Below are 16,567 nucleotides of genomic sequence, written 5' to 3'. Positions count from 1 at the left end.
GGGAGTAACACCATGGGTCAAGTGATTGCAGGCACCTGCTACGTCAAAGTCGACGGTGCACAACTGACTATCAACGGCGGCTGCGAAGCCCCGCTGATGGCCGTCAAACGCGAAACCGTCGTACCGGGTTTCTACAAGGAAACCGACGTCGCGCCGTCGTTCAAAGTGACCGCGCTGCACACCGCCGACTTCCCGCTGAAGAAGCTGATCGAAGGCACCGACATCACCGTTACCTGCGAATTCAGCAACGGCAAAGTCTACGTGCTGGCCGGTGCCTATCTGGTCGAAGAGCCGGTTTCCAAAGGCGACGACGCCACCATCGAACTGAAATTCGAAGGCATCAAGGGGACCTGGCAATGAGCGGCGCCGTGAAGCTTCAGGTTGCGATCGAAGCTCACGGCGAGCCCCTGACCGAACTCGTCCTGCGCCGTCCGACGGTGCAGGAAGTGCGAGCGATCAAGGCGCTGCCGTACAAGATCGACAAGAGCGAAGAAGTCAGCCTCGACATGGACGTGGCGGCCAAATACATCGCCGTGTGCGCCGGCATCCCGCCGTCGTCGGTCAACCAGCTCGATCTGGCTGACCTCAATGCGTTGAGCTGGGCCGTTGCGAGTTTTTTCATGAGTGCGGCGTCGGAGCCATCACCGACCTGATCGCAGTCGCCTATGACCTGGCCTGGTTCTGGAAGGTTGACCCCGAACAGATGATGGCCAGGCCACTGGATGTGCTCCGCGAGTCGCTGGAGCACGCGCAACGGATCAATGCGATGCAGCAGGTGCAGTGATGGCAGACGAAGAAAAGCAAGTCAAAACACCGGTGCTGATCACGGGCATCGATGAACTGTCGCCCAAACTCGGCGCCCTGCGAGTAAAGGTCGAGAGCTTCAAGAAAAATCTCGAACAGACCGGCCTCGGCAAACTGGACATCAGCGGTCTGTTCAAGGGCGGCAGTGTGATCACGCCGTTCGTGGACGGGATCAAATCGGCGGCGGCGTTTCAGGGCAAACTGACTGAAGTCAGCGAGACGGCGAAAACCGTTGATCTGCCCGCCGCACCGCAAACCGCCGCGCAGAACATGAACGTGTTCAGTGCGTCGATGGAAAAGGTTTCCTCCGCTGTCGACGCTGCGCTGGTGCCGGCGGTAGGTGCGTTGGTGATCGGGCTTGAGCCGATGATGACTCAGGTCGGCAGCCTGCTTGCCGACAATCCGAAACTGGTTGAGGGGCTGGCGGCGGGGGCCATCGCCTTTTCGGCGATGCAAACCGCCGTCACTGGCGCGACGCAAGTGTTCGATGTCATGAGCATGGTGCTCAAGACCAACCCGATCATGCTGATTGCCATGGGTATCGCGGTGGCGGCCGGTTTGATCTATGCCAACTGGACACCGATCAGCGCGTTCTTCACCGGGATGTGGGAAGGCGTCAAAAACGTCGGGGCGAATGCCATGGCGATCTTGCGTTCGGTGCTCGACTGGCGCCCGCTCGATGCGCTGGCGACGCTCTGGCAACCGGTCACGGGATTTTTCTCGGGGATCTGGGACAAGGTCAAGGCGGTCACCCGCCCGGTGATCGACTTCTTTAAAACAGTTTTCTCCTGGACGCCTTACGGCATGATCCTGGACAACTGGGGGCCGCTGACGGGACTGTTTTCGGCGATCTGGGAACTGCTCAAGGCCTTGAGTGTGCCGGTGATGGCGTTCCTCAGAAATCTGTTCGATTTCTCGCCGATGCAGATGATCAACAGTGCGTGGGGCGGTGTTGTCAGGTTCTTCGAGCCGATGTTCGATGGCCTGCGAAAAGCCGCGCAGCCGGCCAAGGCGTTCCTGGCTTCGTTGTTCGACTTCTCGCCGATGCAGATGATCACCAGCGCCTGGGGCGGTGTTGTTGCGTACTTCCAGCCGCTGTGGACGACGCTGCAATCGGCTGTGCAAAGCACCCGGGAAACATTGCGGACGTTGTTCGATTATTTCCCGATGGAAATGATCACCAGCGCCTGGAGTGGTGTCGTGGGGTACTTCGAACCGATCTGGACGGCCCTGCAAACATCAGTGCAGCGGGTCCAGGGCTTTTTTACCAGCCTGTTCGAGTGGTCGCCGCTGGAGCAGATTGCGCAGTACTGGCAGCCGGTCGGCGAGGTTTTTTCAGCGCTGTGGGATGTTGTGCTGGCAGTGTCTGCGCCGGTCGTGGACTTTCTGCACACGCTGTTCGAATGGAAACCTCTGGATCAGCTCATCGAGAGCTGGGGGCCGATCGTCGGGTGGTTCGGCGAGTTGTGGCAAAAGCTGCAAACCGTCATCGCGCCGATCAAGGAACTGTTCGACGGTGGTTTTGCCGGGTTGATCGCCAAGGTCACCGGCAAGGTCGAAACGCTGACTGAGGCGCAACGCCAGACCAATGCCGAAGGCAAGGGTGAACTGGCGCCGGCATTCTTTGGCGCGAATCCAGCGCCTGCAGGAAACGGGACGTTGCAAAGCGGTTCGCTGCCACAATCCTCCAGCGCCCTGATTCAGCAAAGCGCTGCCAACAACCGCACGCAACTCGAAGGCGGCCTGACCGTGCGCTTCGAAAATGCGCCGGCGGGGCTGCGCACCGATCAACCGCAAACCAATCAACCTGGCCTGGCGCTGTCTTCGCGCATCGGCTATCGCTCGCTGTCGGCAGGAGGTTCCAATGAACTGGCGTGACCGCTTGTTGCCGGCATCGTTTCGCGGTGTCGGGTTCTGGATCGATCAGGCGAAAACCCCGGTCGGTCGCAAAGGTCAGTTGCATGAGTATCCGCAACGCGACCTGCCGTATTTCGAGGATCTCGGCCAGCAGGCCAAGACCCACGACCTGACGGCGTTCATCATCGGCGCCGATTGCCTGGAGCAGCGCGACAAGCTGCTCAAGGCGTTGGAGGCGGGCAGTGGTGAACTGGTGCATCCGTGGCTCGGACGCCTGCAAGTCAAGGTCGGCGAATGCGACATGACCCACACCCGCCAGGATGGCGGGCTGGTGACGTTCAGTCTGAAGTTTTACCCCGACCGGCCGTTGCCGTTTCCGACCGCCACGGTCAGTACGCAAAAAGTTCTGTTGGCCAAGGCAGACACGTTGCTGGGGTCAGCCGTGTCGCGTTTCGAGGAGGTGATTGTCCGGATTCAAGCGGCGCGGATCGGCATCAATAATCTGCGAAACAGCCTGACCGGGGTGTTCGATGTCATCAAGGAACAGCTGAAACCGCTGATCGCGCAATACAAGGAAATCACTGAACTGGTCAGAGCCGTCAAGGAATTGCCCAAGGAAGTGGCGGCGGAGTTCAAGGGCTTGCTCGGCGATATCAAGGAACTCAAGGCATTCGCGAAGGAGGGCTACCGTGGCGTGATTGCCGACGTGTCCCAACAACTCGAAGCCATTCGCAAGGCCGATGCGCCGAAGATCACCACCGGCAAGGACACCAACGCGGCGGCCCAAGCCATGGCCGATCTGGTGCAAGACACCCTGATCGTCAAAGTGGCGCAATGGGTCGCCTCGATGCCGGTGGCGTCGAAGCCAGTGAAGCTGGCGTCGACACCTTCGCTTGATCAGCAATCGAAGCAGCAGGTCACGCGTCAGGACGTGCCGGCCACGGATGATTTGCAGGCGCTGCAGAACAACCTGGTCGAGGCGCTCCAGATGGCCAAAAACAAAGCCGGCCCGGCGCACTATCAAGCGATCAGCGATGTACAGGATGCTTTGGTCGCGCACCTCAAAGCGGTAGCGTCTTCGGGTGTGCGTCTGGTCACCAAGTCGTTTCAGGAGAGTTTTCCGGCGCTGGTGGTGGCGTACAAACAGTTCGGAGATGCGACGCGCGTTACCGAAGTGATCCAGCGTAACGCGGTAACCAACCCGTTGTACCTGCCGCCCAATGACGTGAAAGTCTCCCGGGAGTAGTCATGAGCGAGATAGACAACCGCGTCACGCTGACCGTCAACAACATGGAATACGGCGGCTGGAAAAGCGTGGAAATCACCGCCGATCTTGAGCGCCAGTTCCGCACCTTCAAACTCGACATCACCTGGCAGTGGCCGGGGCAGACGGTGGATCAACGGATCAAACCGGGTGACCCGTGCGAAGTGAAAATCGGCCAGGACCTGGTGCTCACTGGCTACGTGTTCAAGGCCCCGATCAGTTACGACGGACGCCAGATCAGCCTGAGCATCGAGGGCAGTTCCAAGACTCAGGATCTGGTCGATTGCGCAGCCACCAACCGGCCGAACCAATGGCAGGAGCAACCGCTGCTGAGCATCGTCCAGGCTCTGGCGGCGGAATACTCGCTGTACGTGGTCAACGAAATTCCCGAGACCGCGCGGCTCGCCAAACACACCATCGTGCCGGGCGAAACGGTGTTCCAGTCGATCGACCGTCTGCTCTCGCTGTTCCGGGTGTTTTCCACCGATGACGAGCAAGGCCGGCTGGTTCTGGCCAAGCCCGGCAGTAGTGGTCGGGCCAGTGACGCGCTGGAGTTGGGCAAGAACATTCTGTCGGCGAACGCGCCGATGGATCAGAGCCAGGTGTTTTCTGAATACCGAGTGATCGGTCAGCAGAAAGGCTCGGACAAGAAGAGCGGGGCGGCCGTCAGCGAGGTTCAATCCAGCGCGGCTGATCTGAGCTTCAAGCGCCGACGTACCACGATCATCAACGAAGGCACCGCGCTGACGTTCGAGTTGGCCCAGCAACGCGCCCAATGGGAAAGCGCCACCCGCATCGGCCGGGCGCAGTCCACCACCTATCAGGTGCAGGGCTGGCGTCAGTCCAATGGCGATCTGTGGCGCCACAACACGCTGGTGAAGGTCACGGATCCGGTGCTCGGTTTTGACGGTGACATGCTGATTTCCAAAGTCACGTATTCGCTGTCGGCGCAAGGCTCGGTGACCACGCTGCAAGTGGCGCCACCGCATACCTTCGATCCTGATCCCACGCCCCCGAAAAAAACGCCGGCCTGACACCGGAACCGAAGGGCATCACCTGATCCTGTGGGAGCGGGCTTGCCCGCGATAGCGCAGGTTACCGCAAACACTTCTTTGCCTGACACGCCGCCATCGCGGGCAAGCCCGCTCCCACAGGTTTTGTGTTGGCAAAGTATCGAGGATCAATTCATGAGCCTACTGACACGCCTGCTGGCGCGCGGCACTGTCGTGCTCGCCAACTCGGCATCCAAGCTGCAATCGCTGCAAATGCGCCTCACCGCCGGTGAAGTGAACGACGACCTGGAGCACTTCGAACCCTACGGTTTCACCAGCAATCCGCTGGCCGGCGCCGAAGGCATCGTCACGTTTCTCGGCGGCGACCGTTCCCACGCCATCGCCCTGGTGGTCGCCGACCGCCGCTATCGCCTGCAGTCGCTGGCCTCGGGTGAAGTGGCGATCTACACCGACGAGGGCGACAGAATTCACTTCAAGCGCGGGCGCATCATCGACATCGAAACCGCCACCCTGAACATCCGCGCCAGCAGCGCGGTGAACTTCGACACGCCGGTGATCAACCAGACCGGCAAGATCGTTTCCACCGGTGATCAGCTCGCCGGTGGCATCAGCCAGATCAAACATGTGCACGTCGGCGTGCAGGCCGGCAGCGGCCAGACCGGTGCGCCGGCAGGAGGCAAATAATGCTTGTCAGCCAGAACCTCCATGCCGCGCTGACCCGCGCCGTGCTCATCAGCCTGTTCACCTGGCGCCGCGCCGCCGATGACGACGCTCTCGATGACGAGGAGCGCTTCGGCTGGTGGGGCGACAGCTTTCCCACCGTCGCCGACGATCGCATCGGTTCGCGGCTGTGGCTTTTGCGTCGGGTCAAGCTGACCCGACAGACCCAGATGGACGCCGAGTTCTATGCCCGCGAAGCCCTGCAATGGCTGATCGACGACGGCCACTGCAGCGCCATCGACATCATCAGCGAACGCCTCGACGCCCAGCGCCTGAACCTGCGCACGGTCCTGACCCTGGCCGACGGCGAACGTCTGGACATCAACCCCGATAACAGTTGGCAGGTGATCTATGCCGTTTGAAACCCCTTCGCTGCCGGTGCTGATCAAGCGCACCCAAAGCGACCTGGCCGGCGATTCGCTGCGCCAGTCCGATGCGCAAGTGTTGGCCCGCACCCTCGGTGGCGCCGCGTATGGCCTGTACGGTTATCTCGACTGGATTGCCGAGCAGATCCTGCCGGACAAGGCCGACGAATCGACCCTGGAACGCATCGCCGCGCTGCGCCTTAATCAGCCACGCAAACCGGCGCAAGTCGCCACCGGCAGCGTCAGTTTTACCGCGACCGCCGGTGCGGTGCTGGATGTCGACACGCTGCTGCAAGCGAGCGATGGCCGTACTTACAAAGTCACCGCCGCGCGCACCACCGTCAATGGCAGCAACACCACCACCATCGCGGCGCTGGATGCTGGCAGCCTCGGTAATGCCGACGCCGGTCTGGCGCTGAACCCGGTGCAGCCGATCGCCGGCGTGGTCGGTAACAGTTTTGTGGTGCTCGCGCCCGGCCTCAGTGGTGGCGTGGCGCGAGAAAGCCTGGAGTCGTTGCGCTCGCGGGTGATCCGTTCTTATCGAGTGATACCCCACGGCGGTTCGGCGAGCGACTACGAAACCTGGGCGCTGGAAGTGCCGGGTGTGACGCGGGCCTGGTGCCGTGGCGGCCTGCTCGGGCCAGGCACAGTGACGGTGTTCATCATGCGTGACGAAGACCCGCAACCGGTGCCCAACGATGAGCAATTGGCGGAGGTTCAGGAGTACATCGAACCGCTGCGTCCGGTGACGGCGGAAGTACACGTGCAGCGGCCGATTCAGGTGCCGGTGGTGTATCGCTTCAAGAGCGTCAACCCGGACACCACTGCTGTGCGCGCCGCCGTTGAAGCGCAACTGCGCGACCTGCACAACCGCGAGGCCGATCTGGGTGTGCCGCTGCTGATCAGCCATATCCGCGAAGCCATCAGCAGCGCCGGCGGTGAGTACGATCACACGCTGACCGCGCCGGCCGCTGACGTGCCTGCCGGGCAAAGCGAACTGCTGACCTTCGGAGGTTGCGTATGGGGGGCATAAGAACCGCCGCGCAATACCAGGCGCAACTGCGCGCGTTGTTGCCGAGCGGCCCGGCGTGGGACCCGGAGCGCGTTCCGGAACTCGAGGAAGTGCTGCAAGGCGTGGCCGTCGAACTGGCGCGCCTCGACGCCCGCGCCGCCGACCTGCTCAACGAGATGGATCCGGCGGGCGTCAGCGAACTGGTGCCGGACTGGGAACGGGTGATGGAACTGCCCGACCCGTGCCTGGGCGCCACGCCGCTGTTCGACGACCGCCGCCTCGCCGTACGCCGGCGCTTGCTTGCGGTGGGCAGCCAGGCTGTCGGTTACTACCTCGACATCGCCAAAAGCCAGGGCTACCCCAACGCCAGCATCACCGAACACGAAGCCCCACGCATGGGCCGCTCGCGTTTCGGCGCAGCGCACTGGGGCACCTGGGAAGCGCAATTCATGTGGACCCTCAACACCGGCGGCCGGTTGCTGCTCGGTCGGCGCTACGGCGCGAGCTACTGGGGCGAGCGCTTTGGCGTGAACCCGGGCTCGGCGCTGGAGTGCCTGATCCACCGCAGTGCGCCGGCGCATACCAAGGTGCACATCAACTATGACTAGGGAGGAATGACCGGATGGATTATCCGAAAAGTGTGCCCAGCGCCGGTCTGGTGAATGGGAAATTTGTCGATGAAAACCCGCTGACCGGGACGCCGGGGTCGCTGATTCCGGCGCGATGGGGCAACAGCGTTACCGATGAAATCATCAACGCGATCACTGCCGCCGGACTTGTGCCTGACGAGGGTAATAGCACGCAACTGAGATTGGCGATTTCGACGATTGTCGAGAAGAACAAAAATGATTCTTTGGCGAGCAAGGATGAGGCCGAAGCAGGTACCAGCAGCAGCCGTCTGATGACGCCGCAGCGCGTTTTCCAAGCGATCGAAAAGAAAGTGGTTCAAGCCACTGAAACGGTTTTAGGCTGGGCGCGGATCGCGACCCAAAGCCAAGTCAATGCGGGGACTGACGACACCGCCATCGTCACACCGAAAAAGCTCCGGTTTGGTGTTTCCTACAGCATTGGCGCGAACGGCTATATCGCCTTTCCGAGTTGGTTGGGGGGCTTCATGATCCAGTGGGTCCTGATCACCATTGCTGCAGATAAAACCTATGCTGCCCAACCTTGGCCGGTGGCTTTCAAGACCCAGTGTGCCGCTACTTGGGCGAGTTATTCGCACGGCGGAAACGCACCCTATTTTGATATCACCACTCCACCCTTGGTGACCTATTTTGATTCTAGCCAGGTGCAGGTTTTGAGTAATTCCGGTGGCACCGGTTTTGTCACTGTGCTGGGAGTGGGGAACTGAAATGAAACGTTTCTATAGCCGCACCACTGGCAACACTTATTTGTCGGGCTATCACACGAGCCTCCCGGGCGATGCCGTTGAAATTGACGACGAGCGTTACGAGTCGGTTATTGCTAACCCTGCAGCCGGAACCGAGCGGTCCCATGACGAGCAAGGTCTGCCGATACTGATCGAGTCGACGCCCCTTTCAGGCGAGCAAGCGCTGATCGAAGCAAAGGCATGGCGCGACAAGGAATTTGATCGCGTGGTCTGGTTGCGTGATCGCCATCGGGACGAAGTGGAATTGATGAAAGCCACCACGCTATCCGACTCTGAATATCTGACCCTGCTGAATTACCTGCAGGCGCTACGCAAGTGGCCCCAGGCGAAGAAATTCCCCTCCAAACGCTCTCGACCGAAAAAGCCTGCCTGGATGACTGCCGAGTGAATGGATGCTGCATTGTCGGCATCGCCCATCAATGTTCCAGGTAAAGGAAAGTTAACTATGGATTATCCAAAAAGCGTCCCCAGCGTCGGCCTGGTCGATGGCCGCTTCGTCGATGAAAACCCGGTGGCGGGAACCCCGGGTTCGTTGATTCCGGCGGTGTGGGGCAACAGCGTGACTCAGGAGATCCTGAGTGTGATTAACGGTGGCGGGTTGGTGCCGTCCGAGGCGGATACCGGGCAGCTGTTCAAGGCAATTCAGTCGATTATCGGCAAGGCCAGCCCCATGCGTTCGGTCATCACCCGACTGGCCGCGTCGAAAGCCCTGACCGAGGCCGAGCTTGGCCTGGTGCTGATCGACGGCAGCCCGGGGCCTGTGACCGTGCTGCTGCCTCCGGCCAACGCCGCACTCGGTGTGCGCGACGTGATTGTTCGTCGAGTGGACAACAGCGGTAATCGCATGGTCATCCAGGCGTCAGGTACTGACGGGATTCGTTTTCACACCCATCTGTCGGCCAGCGGTTATCCGTTCTTCGTATTGATGGGCGGCGGTGACTGGTGGCACCTGCGCAGTGATGGGGCGGGGAGTTGGTGGCCGGTCGGGCGCTTTGACAATACGCCGTTGGGGCGGCCGTTTTTCGAGACGACCCTGATGCTCAGTCCCGGCGGATACGGTGCATTGAATGGCACCGTGATGAAACGCGCGGAATGGCCGTGGCTGTGGGATCACGCCCAGCAATCGGGAATGCTGGGGACTGAAGCCTTACGCGTGGGCTCCGAGGGGAAGTGGACCACGGGTGACGGTGCGACGACCTTTCGTGGCCCCGAAGGGCGAGGGGAATTCTTGCGGGTTCTGGATGAAGGTCGTGGTGTGGATGCCGGGCGCGCGATGGGTACTTTTCAGACTGGATCGACTCATTCGTATGCACAAGGTGCCAATGGCGCAGGCGCTGTGGGCGCGTACTGGTCAGATAGCTTGACCAGTTTTGGCGCGGATACCCGGGAAGAACCGCAATACGTGACGGGATTGATCAATGGTGGTCCGACTTTTCCGGTGAATACCAGTTATCAGAGGGATACCGCAGCAACATTGCTCTACGCCTTCAAATCCCGCCCGCGCAACATCGCCTATCCCGGCCGCATCAAACTCATCTGAGGCACTTTATGTTCAATTATCTATTTGATGGTTCGGGCGCTCTGTCCGGGCCAGTCGAGTTCATTGTCACGCCGGGCATTGGCATCCAGTTACCCGGTAATGCTGTTGAGCTGGCGTACGAGTTGCCTGAGCCGGAAACCGGTCGTAGCTGGGCACTGATCAACGGTGTACCGCGTGAGGTGATCGATCGTCGGGGCATGGTTTATCGCAAGGACGGCGGCGCGCAACAGATCTGGACCGAGCTGGGTGAGTTGCCGGACACCCTGACCGCGCAGCCATGGCCAGGCGACTTCCACATCTGGCGCGACAACGCCTGGGTGCTGGATGAGCAGGCTCGTTTGGCGAGCATCAGACAGCAATCTCTCGGCCAGCGCGACGCATTGTTACGCGATGCCGTCCTGCGCATCGCTCCGCTGCAATACGCCGAAGACATCGGCGATGCCAGCCACGACGAACAACTGCTGCTGATCGAGTGGAAGCTCTATAGCGTCGAGCTGAACCGCATCGAAAAACAGGCCGGTTTCCCCGATGAGATTACCTGGCCGGTCGCTCCCGGCGCAGCCATAACCAACTGATTTTCAGCACAGGGAGCAGTGCAATGGATTATCCAAAAAGCATTCCCGGCGTTGGCCTGGTCAACGGCGGCTTCGTCGATGAAAACCCGCTCGCCGGTTCACCGGGCTCGTTGATCCCGGCCGCGTGGGGCAACAGTGTCACGCAAGAAATTCTCAACGCGATCAAGGCTGCCGGTCTGACGCCTGATGAAGCGAAAACCGATCAGTTGGCAGCGGCCATCGGCGCGTTGGTCGACTTCAGCAAACTGAAAAATACCCCGACCACGTTGGCCGGTTACGGCATCACCGATGCGGTGGGGCGGTTGTTGGCGGTGCGGCAGATCGAGACGCTCGGGATCACGGTTTACAAGCCCAATCCCAGGGCCAAACGGATTCGCGTGCGTCTGGTTGGCGCTGGTGGTTCGGGAGGCGGCTGTGCGCCGGTGGCAGCGGGTTATCACAGTATTGGAGGTGGCGGTGGTGGTGGCGCCTACGCCGAGAGCTTATATGACGTGACAGCAGAAATGATGACCGGCGTTCCTGTTTCTCTGGGGGCTGGTGGTGCCTCACGTAACTCGATGGGGCAGGCCGGCGGAGGCGCTTCTTTTGGCAGTTACCTGAGCGCGTCCGGTGGCATGGGCGGGCAAATACTGACCTTTCCTGTGACCGCCACGGCAGTTGGCTTCGTTCAGGGGGGCGCTGGAGGACAAACCGTGACGGGCGGCAATCTCGCTAACGCACGTGGAATAGGCGGTGGCTATGCCATGTACAACGCCAATTGGGGCGTATTGGCGGGTGGCGGAGGCGCGAGTCCGTTTGATGGCGGTGGCCCGTTGATGGGCCTCAGTGGCGCTGGCACTTCAGGAAACCGAGGGTCAGGTGGCAGTGGTTCATGTTCGACCAGTGCCTCCGCGTCAGTCCTCAGCGGCGTCGGCGGAAACGCCTTCTGTGAAATCTGGGAGTACGAATAATGGCCCGTTATGCACGAGTGGAAAACGGCGTTGCGGTCGAGGTGATCGATACCGGCGACTACCAGATTACCCAGCTTTTTGCCCCGTCCTTCGTCGAGTCGATGGTGCCCGTGCCGGAGGGCATGCAGATCGAAATCGGCGCACCTGTCGGCGAACTGCGCGAGGAGATTGCGCCGTTGCCGGTGATGGAAAGTCCGGTCGTTATCTCTGACGTCGTCGTAGAGGAGCAAGACGCTCTGGCGGCAGCACGCACCTGGCGCCAGTCCAGCCTGTCGGCCACCGAATGGTGGGTGACGCGGCATCGCGATGAGCAAGAGCTGGGGCGCGGGACGACGCTCAAGGCTGCGCAATATCTGGAATTGCTGGAGTACCGTCAGGCGCTGCGCGACTGGCCTGAAACAAGTCAATTTCCTTCCGCAGTTTCCCGGCCTTCGGTCCCCACGCGGTTAGCCGCACTCATAGGCTGAGACCAGCCCCAAATATTTCGGATTAAGGAGACAACCCTTGGACTATCCCAAGAGTGTGCCCAGTGTCGGACTGGTGAATGGACAATTTGCTGATGAGGACCCGGTTGCCGGCAAACCTGGTTCGCTGATTCCGGCGACATGGGGCAATGGCGTTACGCAGGAAATTCTTAATGTGGTGCAAGCGGCCGGCATGACGCCGAATGAGTCGGCCACTAATCAGTTGCTCGCTGCGCTGCGCAGCCCGACGCTGTTCAACACAGCACCGCAGTTTGATAGCGGACGCTCGGCGGCAACTGCGCAATTTGTACAACGAGCGTTGGGCAGTCATGCGAGTGCTCGCGGGATATCCGCAGCGACTCAGTTGACGCTGGCCGATGTCGGTTCCTCGATTGGTCTGGGCGGCACAGTGACTTATACCGTGACGCTTCCGGACGCAGCCTCGGCGCCGGATGGCGCGACGATCAGTCTGCATTGCCGCAACGCAGGCTCGGTCATGGTAGCCAGCAAAACCGGCTCACAAATCAGCCCTCAAGGGGCTTACGTGGCGTCGATCGTGATGAACGCCGGTGAGAGTGCGAACTTCGTCAGGGAGTCTGGTACTTGGGTGGTTTATGGCACGGCTGCGTTGAAGCACTGCGCCTCCTACGGCGCTCAGTTCACCACGCCGGGTTATCAGAAATTCCCCAGCGGATTGATCCTGCAATGGGTCGTCGGTGGCTCTGACGCCAACGGCAACATGACGCTTTCACTGCCGATCAAGTTTCCGTCGGCCATTTTGGGTGGCGTCGCCAATGAGGCAAATCCGACAGGCTGGAGTGCCGCAAATGCGACCGTCTGGGCGTTCGATCTGGGGTTATCGACCACCACTCAGGTGGTGGCGCGGGTTCGCAACATTGATTCCACAGGGATCAAGCCATCGACGGGAATTTCGGGTCGCATTCTGGTTTGGGGAGTTTGACCATGGCTATTTACTTTTACGCACAAACGCTTGGATTTGACCGGGTTGAAAATCCTGGAGCGGAACCTCCAGCAGGCGCAGTGGAAATCACTCAGGCCCAATACATTGAGCTATTCGCCGGCCAGGCCGCAGGCAAAGTCATCAGCGCCACTGCCACAGGTCAGCCAGTCCTTGGCGAGCCGCAAGTCTCCCCAGTGGCGCTGATTGCCCTGGAGCGCGGCTGGCGCAATAACGTTCTGCAGAGCACTCAATGGCTGGTTCTTCGCGATGCCGAAGAACTGGAAATGGGCGAGGGCATCACCCTGCGCAGCGAAGAGTTCAAACAACTCCTGACGTACCGTCAGGCACTACGCGACTGGCCTGACAATCCGGATTTCCCGAACGTACGTTCGCGGCCGGTTGAACCTGACTGGCTCGAACGCTTGCTGCAGGCCAATGGTTGAGCGGTTTGCTGAGCAACCGAGGATAAATAAACATGGATTACCCAAAAAGTGTCCCGGGCTCCGGCCTGGTCGACGGCAAATTTGTCGACGAAGACGCCATCGCCGGAACACCGGGATCGCTGATCCCGGCCAGTTGGGGCAACAGTGTTACTCAGGAAATACTCAACGCAATTACCGCGGCCGGTTTGAAACCGGATGAAGCACAGACCGATCAGTTGGCGCAGGCCATCCGCCAATTATCGAAGCCTGACCCCCTGCAGCAGTTTCCGGTGCAGGTCTATCGCCGGAATGTGCTGATCAATGGCGGCTTCGATATCTGGCAGCGCGGAACAACCAACCAAGGTCCCAATATCGGTGGGTATGTAGCCGATCGTTTTCGCTGTGACTGGAATGGCAATGCTGCCGTGGCCATTTCCCGCCAGGATTTTGCCCCTGGTCAGACAGACGTGGCAGGTGAGCCGAGCTATTTCTTGCGCTGGCAGCAAACCACGGCGGGCGTTGGCGCTACCGAGCACAAGATTTCCCAAGGCGTTGAATCGGTCAGGACGCTGGCTGGAAAAACCGCCACCGTGACATTTTGGGCGCGCTCCGACGCCGCGCGCCCGTTGAAGGTAACCATCGGTCAGTACTTCGGCAACGGTGGTTCGGAAGCCGTCGTCAAAGTGGTCGATGTCTTTGCATTGAACACTGCATGGACCAAATACAGCGCGACGTTTCAGGTGCCAGTGATCGCGGGAAAAATGCTCGGCACCAATGATTACTTGCGGTTGGCTTTTGATCTGCCACTTAACGTTTTGCAAACCGTGGATCTTGCACGGGTTCAACTCGAGGAGGGACCGGTTTCCACGCCGTTCGAATATCGTCCTGTTGGTGAAGAGCTGATGTTGTGTCAGCGCTACTTCGAGAAGTCGTTTGCCAGTCGTTTACCGATTCGTGCAAACAATGGTGTCGTAACCTGCATCGTTACGTTCACTCAAGCTGCGGCCGGGAATACCGGTCAATACGGCATGGTTATAGACATGCAGGTTCAGAAGAGAGTGCAACCCACCGTCGTCCTGTATTGCCCCGGAAATGAAAGCAGTCAGGTCTGGAACTACTCGCAGGGTGTGGCATGCACGGGGACCACGGTGCAAAGTGTGACACAGCGAAGTTTCGCCATCGGCACCGTGACGCCTGTGAGCAGTCAGCCCGGTAACGGATTGCAGATTGAATGGACAGCGGACGCTGAAATCTAGGGGTAGCTCATGACATATCAACTGACCGCCTGTGGTGTATTGCGCGTTGAAGATGCCGCGTTTATTCCGCAGGACACGACCAATCGCGACTGGCTTGAGTATCAGCAATGGCTGTTAACCGGCGGACAGGTGCTGCCATCGAATGACGCACTCGAAGAATCTGTACCCAACAACACCCTGACAACTCTGGCAAAAAAATGGCTGGGGGCCGTTGCTCGCCAACCATGATTCAATCGGAGCATCCAGGGAGGATTACGCATTATGCAAATAACTGAAGACGACCTTAAAACCATCATGCCCAACGCCCGCTCCCAAGCGGGCGTTTTTGTTTCTGCACTGAACAAAGCAATGACTCGCCGCCATATCGACTCGCCGAAACGCATCGCCGCGTTTCTGGCACAAGTTGGTCATGAGTCGGGGCAGCTGCAATACGTGCGCGAGCTGGGCAACAACCAGTACCTGAGCAAATACGACACGGGCACGCTGGCCTTGCGTCTGGGCAACACGCCCGAGGCCGACGGCGACGGGCAGAAGTACCGCGGTCGCGGGCTGATCCAGATTACCGGGCGCAGCAACTATCGCCAGTGCAGCCTCGGCCTGTTCGGCGATGAGCGTCTGCTGTCCTTGCCTGAGTTGCTTGAGCAACCGCAATGGGCAGCGGAATCGGCGGCATGGTTCTGGGAACAGAACGGCCTGAACGATCTGGCCGATCGCGATCAGTTCAACAGCATCACTCGCCGAATCAACGGCGGGTTGAATGGCCTGCAGGATCGGCTCGACATCTGGGCGCGGGCGAGGGCGGTGCTATGTCCATCTCCTGGCGCCTGATCGGCATTTTGCTGCTGGCTGCGGCGGCCGCTGCGCTGGCCTGGCAGTTTCAGGACTGGCGCTACGGTCGAAAACTCGCGGAGCAGGCGCGGTTAAACGCCGACACTCTCAATCAGCTGAATGCGGCCGCAGCCAGCGCGCAGCAGATCGAGCAGGATAAACGTCTGGCCCTCGAGCGACGCCTGGCGGCCAGTGAACAAACCCACTATCGAGCCATGAGCGATGCCCAACGTGATCAAGATCGCCTGCGCGATCGTCTTGCCACTGCTGATTTGCGCCTGTCAGTCCTCATCGACGCCGGCGATGCTGCCCAAGGCTGCGGGGTGCCAGCCACCGCCGGCGCCGGCGGCGTGGATCATGCAGCCGTACGCGCCCGACTTGACCCGGCGCATGCTCAACGAATTATCGCCATCACCGACGCCGGCGACCGCGGACTGATTGCCCTGCAGGCCTGTCAGGCCTATGTCAGAGCGCTGGCGCCCGAACATTTTGAATGAGTCTGTGTATTGAAAGCGCAACCGGGTCGTGTACGGTGGTAGTGATTCCAACCGATCTGGAGCGCACCGTGAAAGAGATCACTCAACTGGCTGCCGAGCTTGGCCGACGTTTGCAGTTGCTCAACGCCCACGTCACCACGGCCGAATCGTGTACCGGTGGCGGGATTGCTGAGGCGATCACGCGGATTCCCGGGAGTTCGGCGTGGTTCGAGGCCGGTTATGTGACCTACTCCAACCGGCAGAAGACCCGGCAACTGAATGTTCCCGCCGAGTTGTTCGGCACGGTGGGCGCGGTCAGTCGCGAAGTGGTCGAGTCGATGGTGCGTGGTGCGCAGAAGCACAGCCTGGCGCGGTTTGCCGTCGCAGTCAGCGGCGTGGCCGGGCCCGATGGCGGTACACCGAACAAACCGGTGGGCACCGTGTGGCTGGCCTGGGGCGTGGGCGATGCGGTTTCCAGTGAGGTTCAGCACTTCCCCGGTGGCCGCGACGAAGTGCGCCGACAAACGGTGAAGGCCGCGCTAGAGGGGCTGTTGCGACTAGCGGCACGAGAAATCGAAAATCAGGGGTAGGCGATCCGCGAACGCTGTGGAATAATACTGGCTACTTATACAGGTGTTGGCCGTCAGGCCTTATTGATTACGTGAGG

The 16,567-nt window shown here is 60.4% G+C and carries 22 protein-coding genes; all 22 read left to right on the top strand.

The features are described 5' to 3' along the window. The first annotated feature begins 12 nt into the window (after nt 1–12). The 22 genes from OC71_RS18815 (at nt 13) to OC71_RS18710 (ending at nt 16,490) form a co-directional block, all read left to right on the top strand. A complete protein-coding gene (locus tag OC71_RS18815; RefSeq protein ID WP_007964335.1) occupies nt 13–360 on the top strand; it encodes a phage tail tube protein in 348 nt (115 codons plus the stop codon). Next, on the top strand, nt 357–653 hold the full coding sequence (locus OC71_RS18810) for a phage tail assembly protein (RefSeq protein WP_003222226.1): 297 nt from the start codon (nt 357–359) through the stop codon (nt 651–653). Before OC71_RS18815 ends, OC71_RS18810 begins: the two co-directional genes overlap by 4 nt. Nucleotides 654–783: 130 nt before the next feature. After that, nucleotides 784–2,682: a hypothetical protein gene (locus OC71_RS18805; protein WP_041072259.1), complete on the top strand. Its 1,899-nt coding sequence runs from the start codon at nt 784–786 to the stop codon at nt 2,680–2,682. Continuing rightward, on the top strand, nt 2,669–3,907 hold the full coding sequence (locus tag OC71_RS18800) for a DNA circularization protein (RefSeq protein WP_041072257.1): 1,239 nt from the start codon (nt 2,669–2,671) through the stop codon (nt 3,905–3,907). Before OC71_RS18805 ends, OC71_RS18800 begins: the two co-directional genes overlap by 14 nt. A 2-nt stretch (nt 3,908–3,909) precedes the next feature. Continuing rightward, nucleotides 3,910–4,959, top strand: a complete 1,050-nt coding sequence (locus tag OC71_RS18795; protein WP_041072255.1) for a phage baseplate assembly protein — start codon at nt 3,910–3,912, stop codon at nt 4,957–4,959. A gap of 153 nt (nt 4,960–5,112) precedes the next feature. After that, entirely contained in the window at nt 5,113–5,622 is a 510-nt protein-coding gene (locus tag OC71_RS18790; RefSeq protein ID WP_041072253.1) for a phage baseplate assembly protein V, read from the top strand. Then, nucleotides 5,622–6,020 carry a phage GP46 family protein gene (locus tag OC71_RS18785; protein ID WP_007964342.1) on the top strand — a complete coding sequence of 133 codons (399 nt, stop codon included), beginning with the start codon at nt 5,622–5,624 and terminating at the stop codon, nt 6,018–6,020. Before OC71_RS18790 ends, OC71_RS18785 begins: the two co-directional genes overlap by 1 nt. Beyond that, on the top strand, nt 6,010–7,056 hold the full coding sequence (locus OC71_RS18780; RefSeq protein ID WP_041072251.1) for a baseplate J/gp47 family protein: 1,047 nt from the start codon (nt 6,010–6,012) through the stop codon (nt 7,054–7,056). The genes OC71_RS18785 and OC71_RS18780 overlap by 11 nt, the downstream gene beginning before the upstream one ends. Next, nucleotides 7,044–7,643: a YmfQ family protein gene (locus tag OC71_RS18775; protein WP_007964344.1), complete on the top strand. Its 600-nt coding sequence runs from the start codon at nt 7,044–7,046 to the stop codon at nt 7,641–7,643. Before OC71_RS18780 ends, OC71_RS18775 begins: the two co-directional genes overlap by 13 nt. A gap of 14 nt (nt 7,644–7,657) precedes the next feature. After that, the gene (locus tag OC71_RS18770; protein ID WP_041072249.1) at nt 7,658–8,389 is read left to right on the top strand and encodes a hypothetical protein; all 732 of its coding nucleotides are present in this window, start codon (nt 7,658–7,660) and stop codon (nt 8,387–8,389) included. A 1-nt stretch (nt 8,390) separates the two neighbouring features. Continuing rightward, complete coding sequence (locus tag OC71_RS18765; protein ID WP_041072247.1) at nt 8,391–8,816, top strand: phage tail assembly chaperone; 426 nt, start codon at nt 8,391–8,393, stop codon at nt 8,814–8,816. Nucleotides 8,817–8,873: 57 nt separating this feature from the next. Next, entirely contained in the window at nt 8,874–9,968 is a 1,095-nt protein-coding gene (locus tag OC71_RS18760; RefSeq protein ID WP_041072245.1) for a hypothetical protein, read from the top strand. A gap of 8 nt (nt 9,969–9,976) precedes the next feature. Next, on the top strand, nt 9,977–10,543 hold the full coding sequence (locus OC71_RS18755; RefSeq protein WP_041072243.1) for a tail fiber assembly protein: 567 nt from the start codon (nt 9,977–9,979) through the stop codon (nt 10,541–10,543). Nucleotides 10,544–10,566: 23 nt separating this feature from the next. Continuing rightward, nucleotides 10,567–11,493, top strand: coding sequence for a hypothetical protein (locus tag OC71_RS18750; protein ID WP_041072242.1), 927 nt, complete (start codon nt 10,567–10,569; stop codon nt 11,491–11,493). Beyond that, nucleotides 11,493–11,960, top strand: coding sequence for a phage tail assembly chaperone (locus OC71_RS18745; protein WP_041072240.1), 468 nt, complete (start codon nt 11,493–11,495; stop codon nt 11,958–11,960). The genes OC71_RS18750 and OC71_RS18745 overlap by 1 nt, the downstream gene beginning before the upstream one ends. Nucleotides 11,961–11,997: 37 nt before the next feature. After that, nucleotides 11,998–12,918, top strand: a complete 921-nt coding sequence (locus OC71_RS18740; RefSeq protein WP_041072238.1) for a hypothetical protein — start codon at nt 11,998–12,000, stop codon at nt 12,916–12,918. An 80-nt stretch (nt 12,919–12,998) separates the two neighbouring features. Beyond that, nucleotides 12,999–13,361 (top strand): phage tail assembly chaperone, encoded by a 363-nt coding sequence (locus OC71_RS18735; RefSeq protein ID WP_256198926.1) that lies wholly within the window; start codon nt 12,999–13,001, stop codon nt 13,359–13,361. Nucleotides 13,362–13,393: 32 nt separating this feature from the next. Then, the gene (locus tag OC71_RS18730; protein WP_041072234.1) at nt 13,394–14,596 is read left to right on the top strand and encodes a carbohydrate binding domain-containing protein; all 1,203 of its coding nucleotides are present in this window, start codon (nt 13,394–13,396) and stop codon (nt 14,594–14,596) included. A 9-nt stretch (nt 14,597–14,605) separates the two neighbouring features. After that, nucleotides 14,606–14,824 (top strand): hypothetical protein, encoded by a 219-nt coding sequence (locus OC71_RS18725; RefSeq protein ID WP_041072232.1) that lies wholly within the window; start codon nt 14,606–14,608, stop codon nt 14,822–14,824. A gap of 33 nt (nt 14,825–14,857) precedes the next feature. Next, nucleotides 14,858–15,424 (top strand): glycoside hydrolase family 19 protein, encoded by a 567-nt coding sequence (locus tag OC71_RS18720; protein WP_041072230.1) that lies wholly within the window; start codon nt 14,858–14,860, stop codon nt 15,422–15,424. Then, the gene (locus OC71_RS18715; protein WP_041072228.1) at nt 15,403–15,921 is read left to right on the top strand and encodes a lysis system i-spanin subunit Rz; all 519 of its coding nucleotides are present in this window, start codon (nt 15,403–15,405) and stop codon (nt 15,919–15,921) included. The genes OC71_RS18720 and OC71_RS18715 overlap by 22 nt, the downstream gene beginning before the upstream one ends. A 68-nt stretch (nt 15,922–15,989) precedes the next feature. Beyond that, on the top strand, nt 15,990–16,490 hold the full coding sequence (locus OC71_RS18710) for a CinA family protein (protein ID WP_041072379.1): 501 nt from the start codon (nt 15,990–15,992) through the stop codon (nt 16,488–16,490). Nucleotides 16,491–16,567: the final 77 nt, after the last annotated feature.

It is taken from the genome of Pseudomonas sp. W15Feb9B (genome assembly GCF_000828175.1).
In the GTDB taxonomy this organism is placed as follows: Bacteria; Pseudomonadota; Gammaproteobacteria; order Pseudomonadales; family Pseudomonadaceae; genus Aquipseudomonas; species Aquipseudomonas parakoreensis.
Note: the sequence above shows the minus strand (reverse complement) of the source record. Positions and strands in the feature narration are given on the sequence as shown.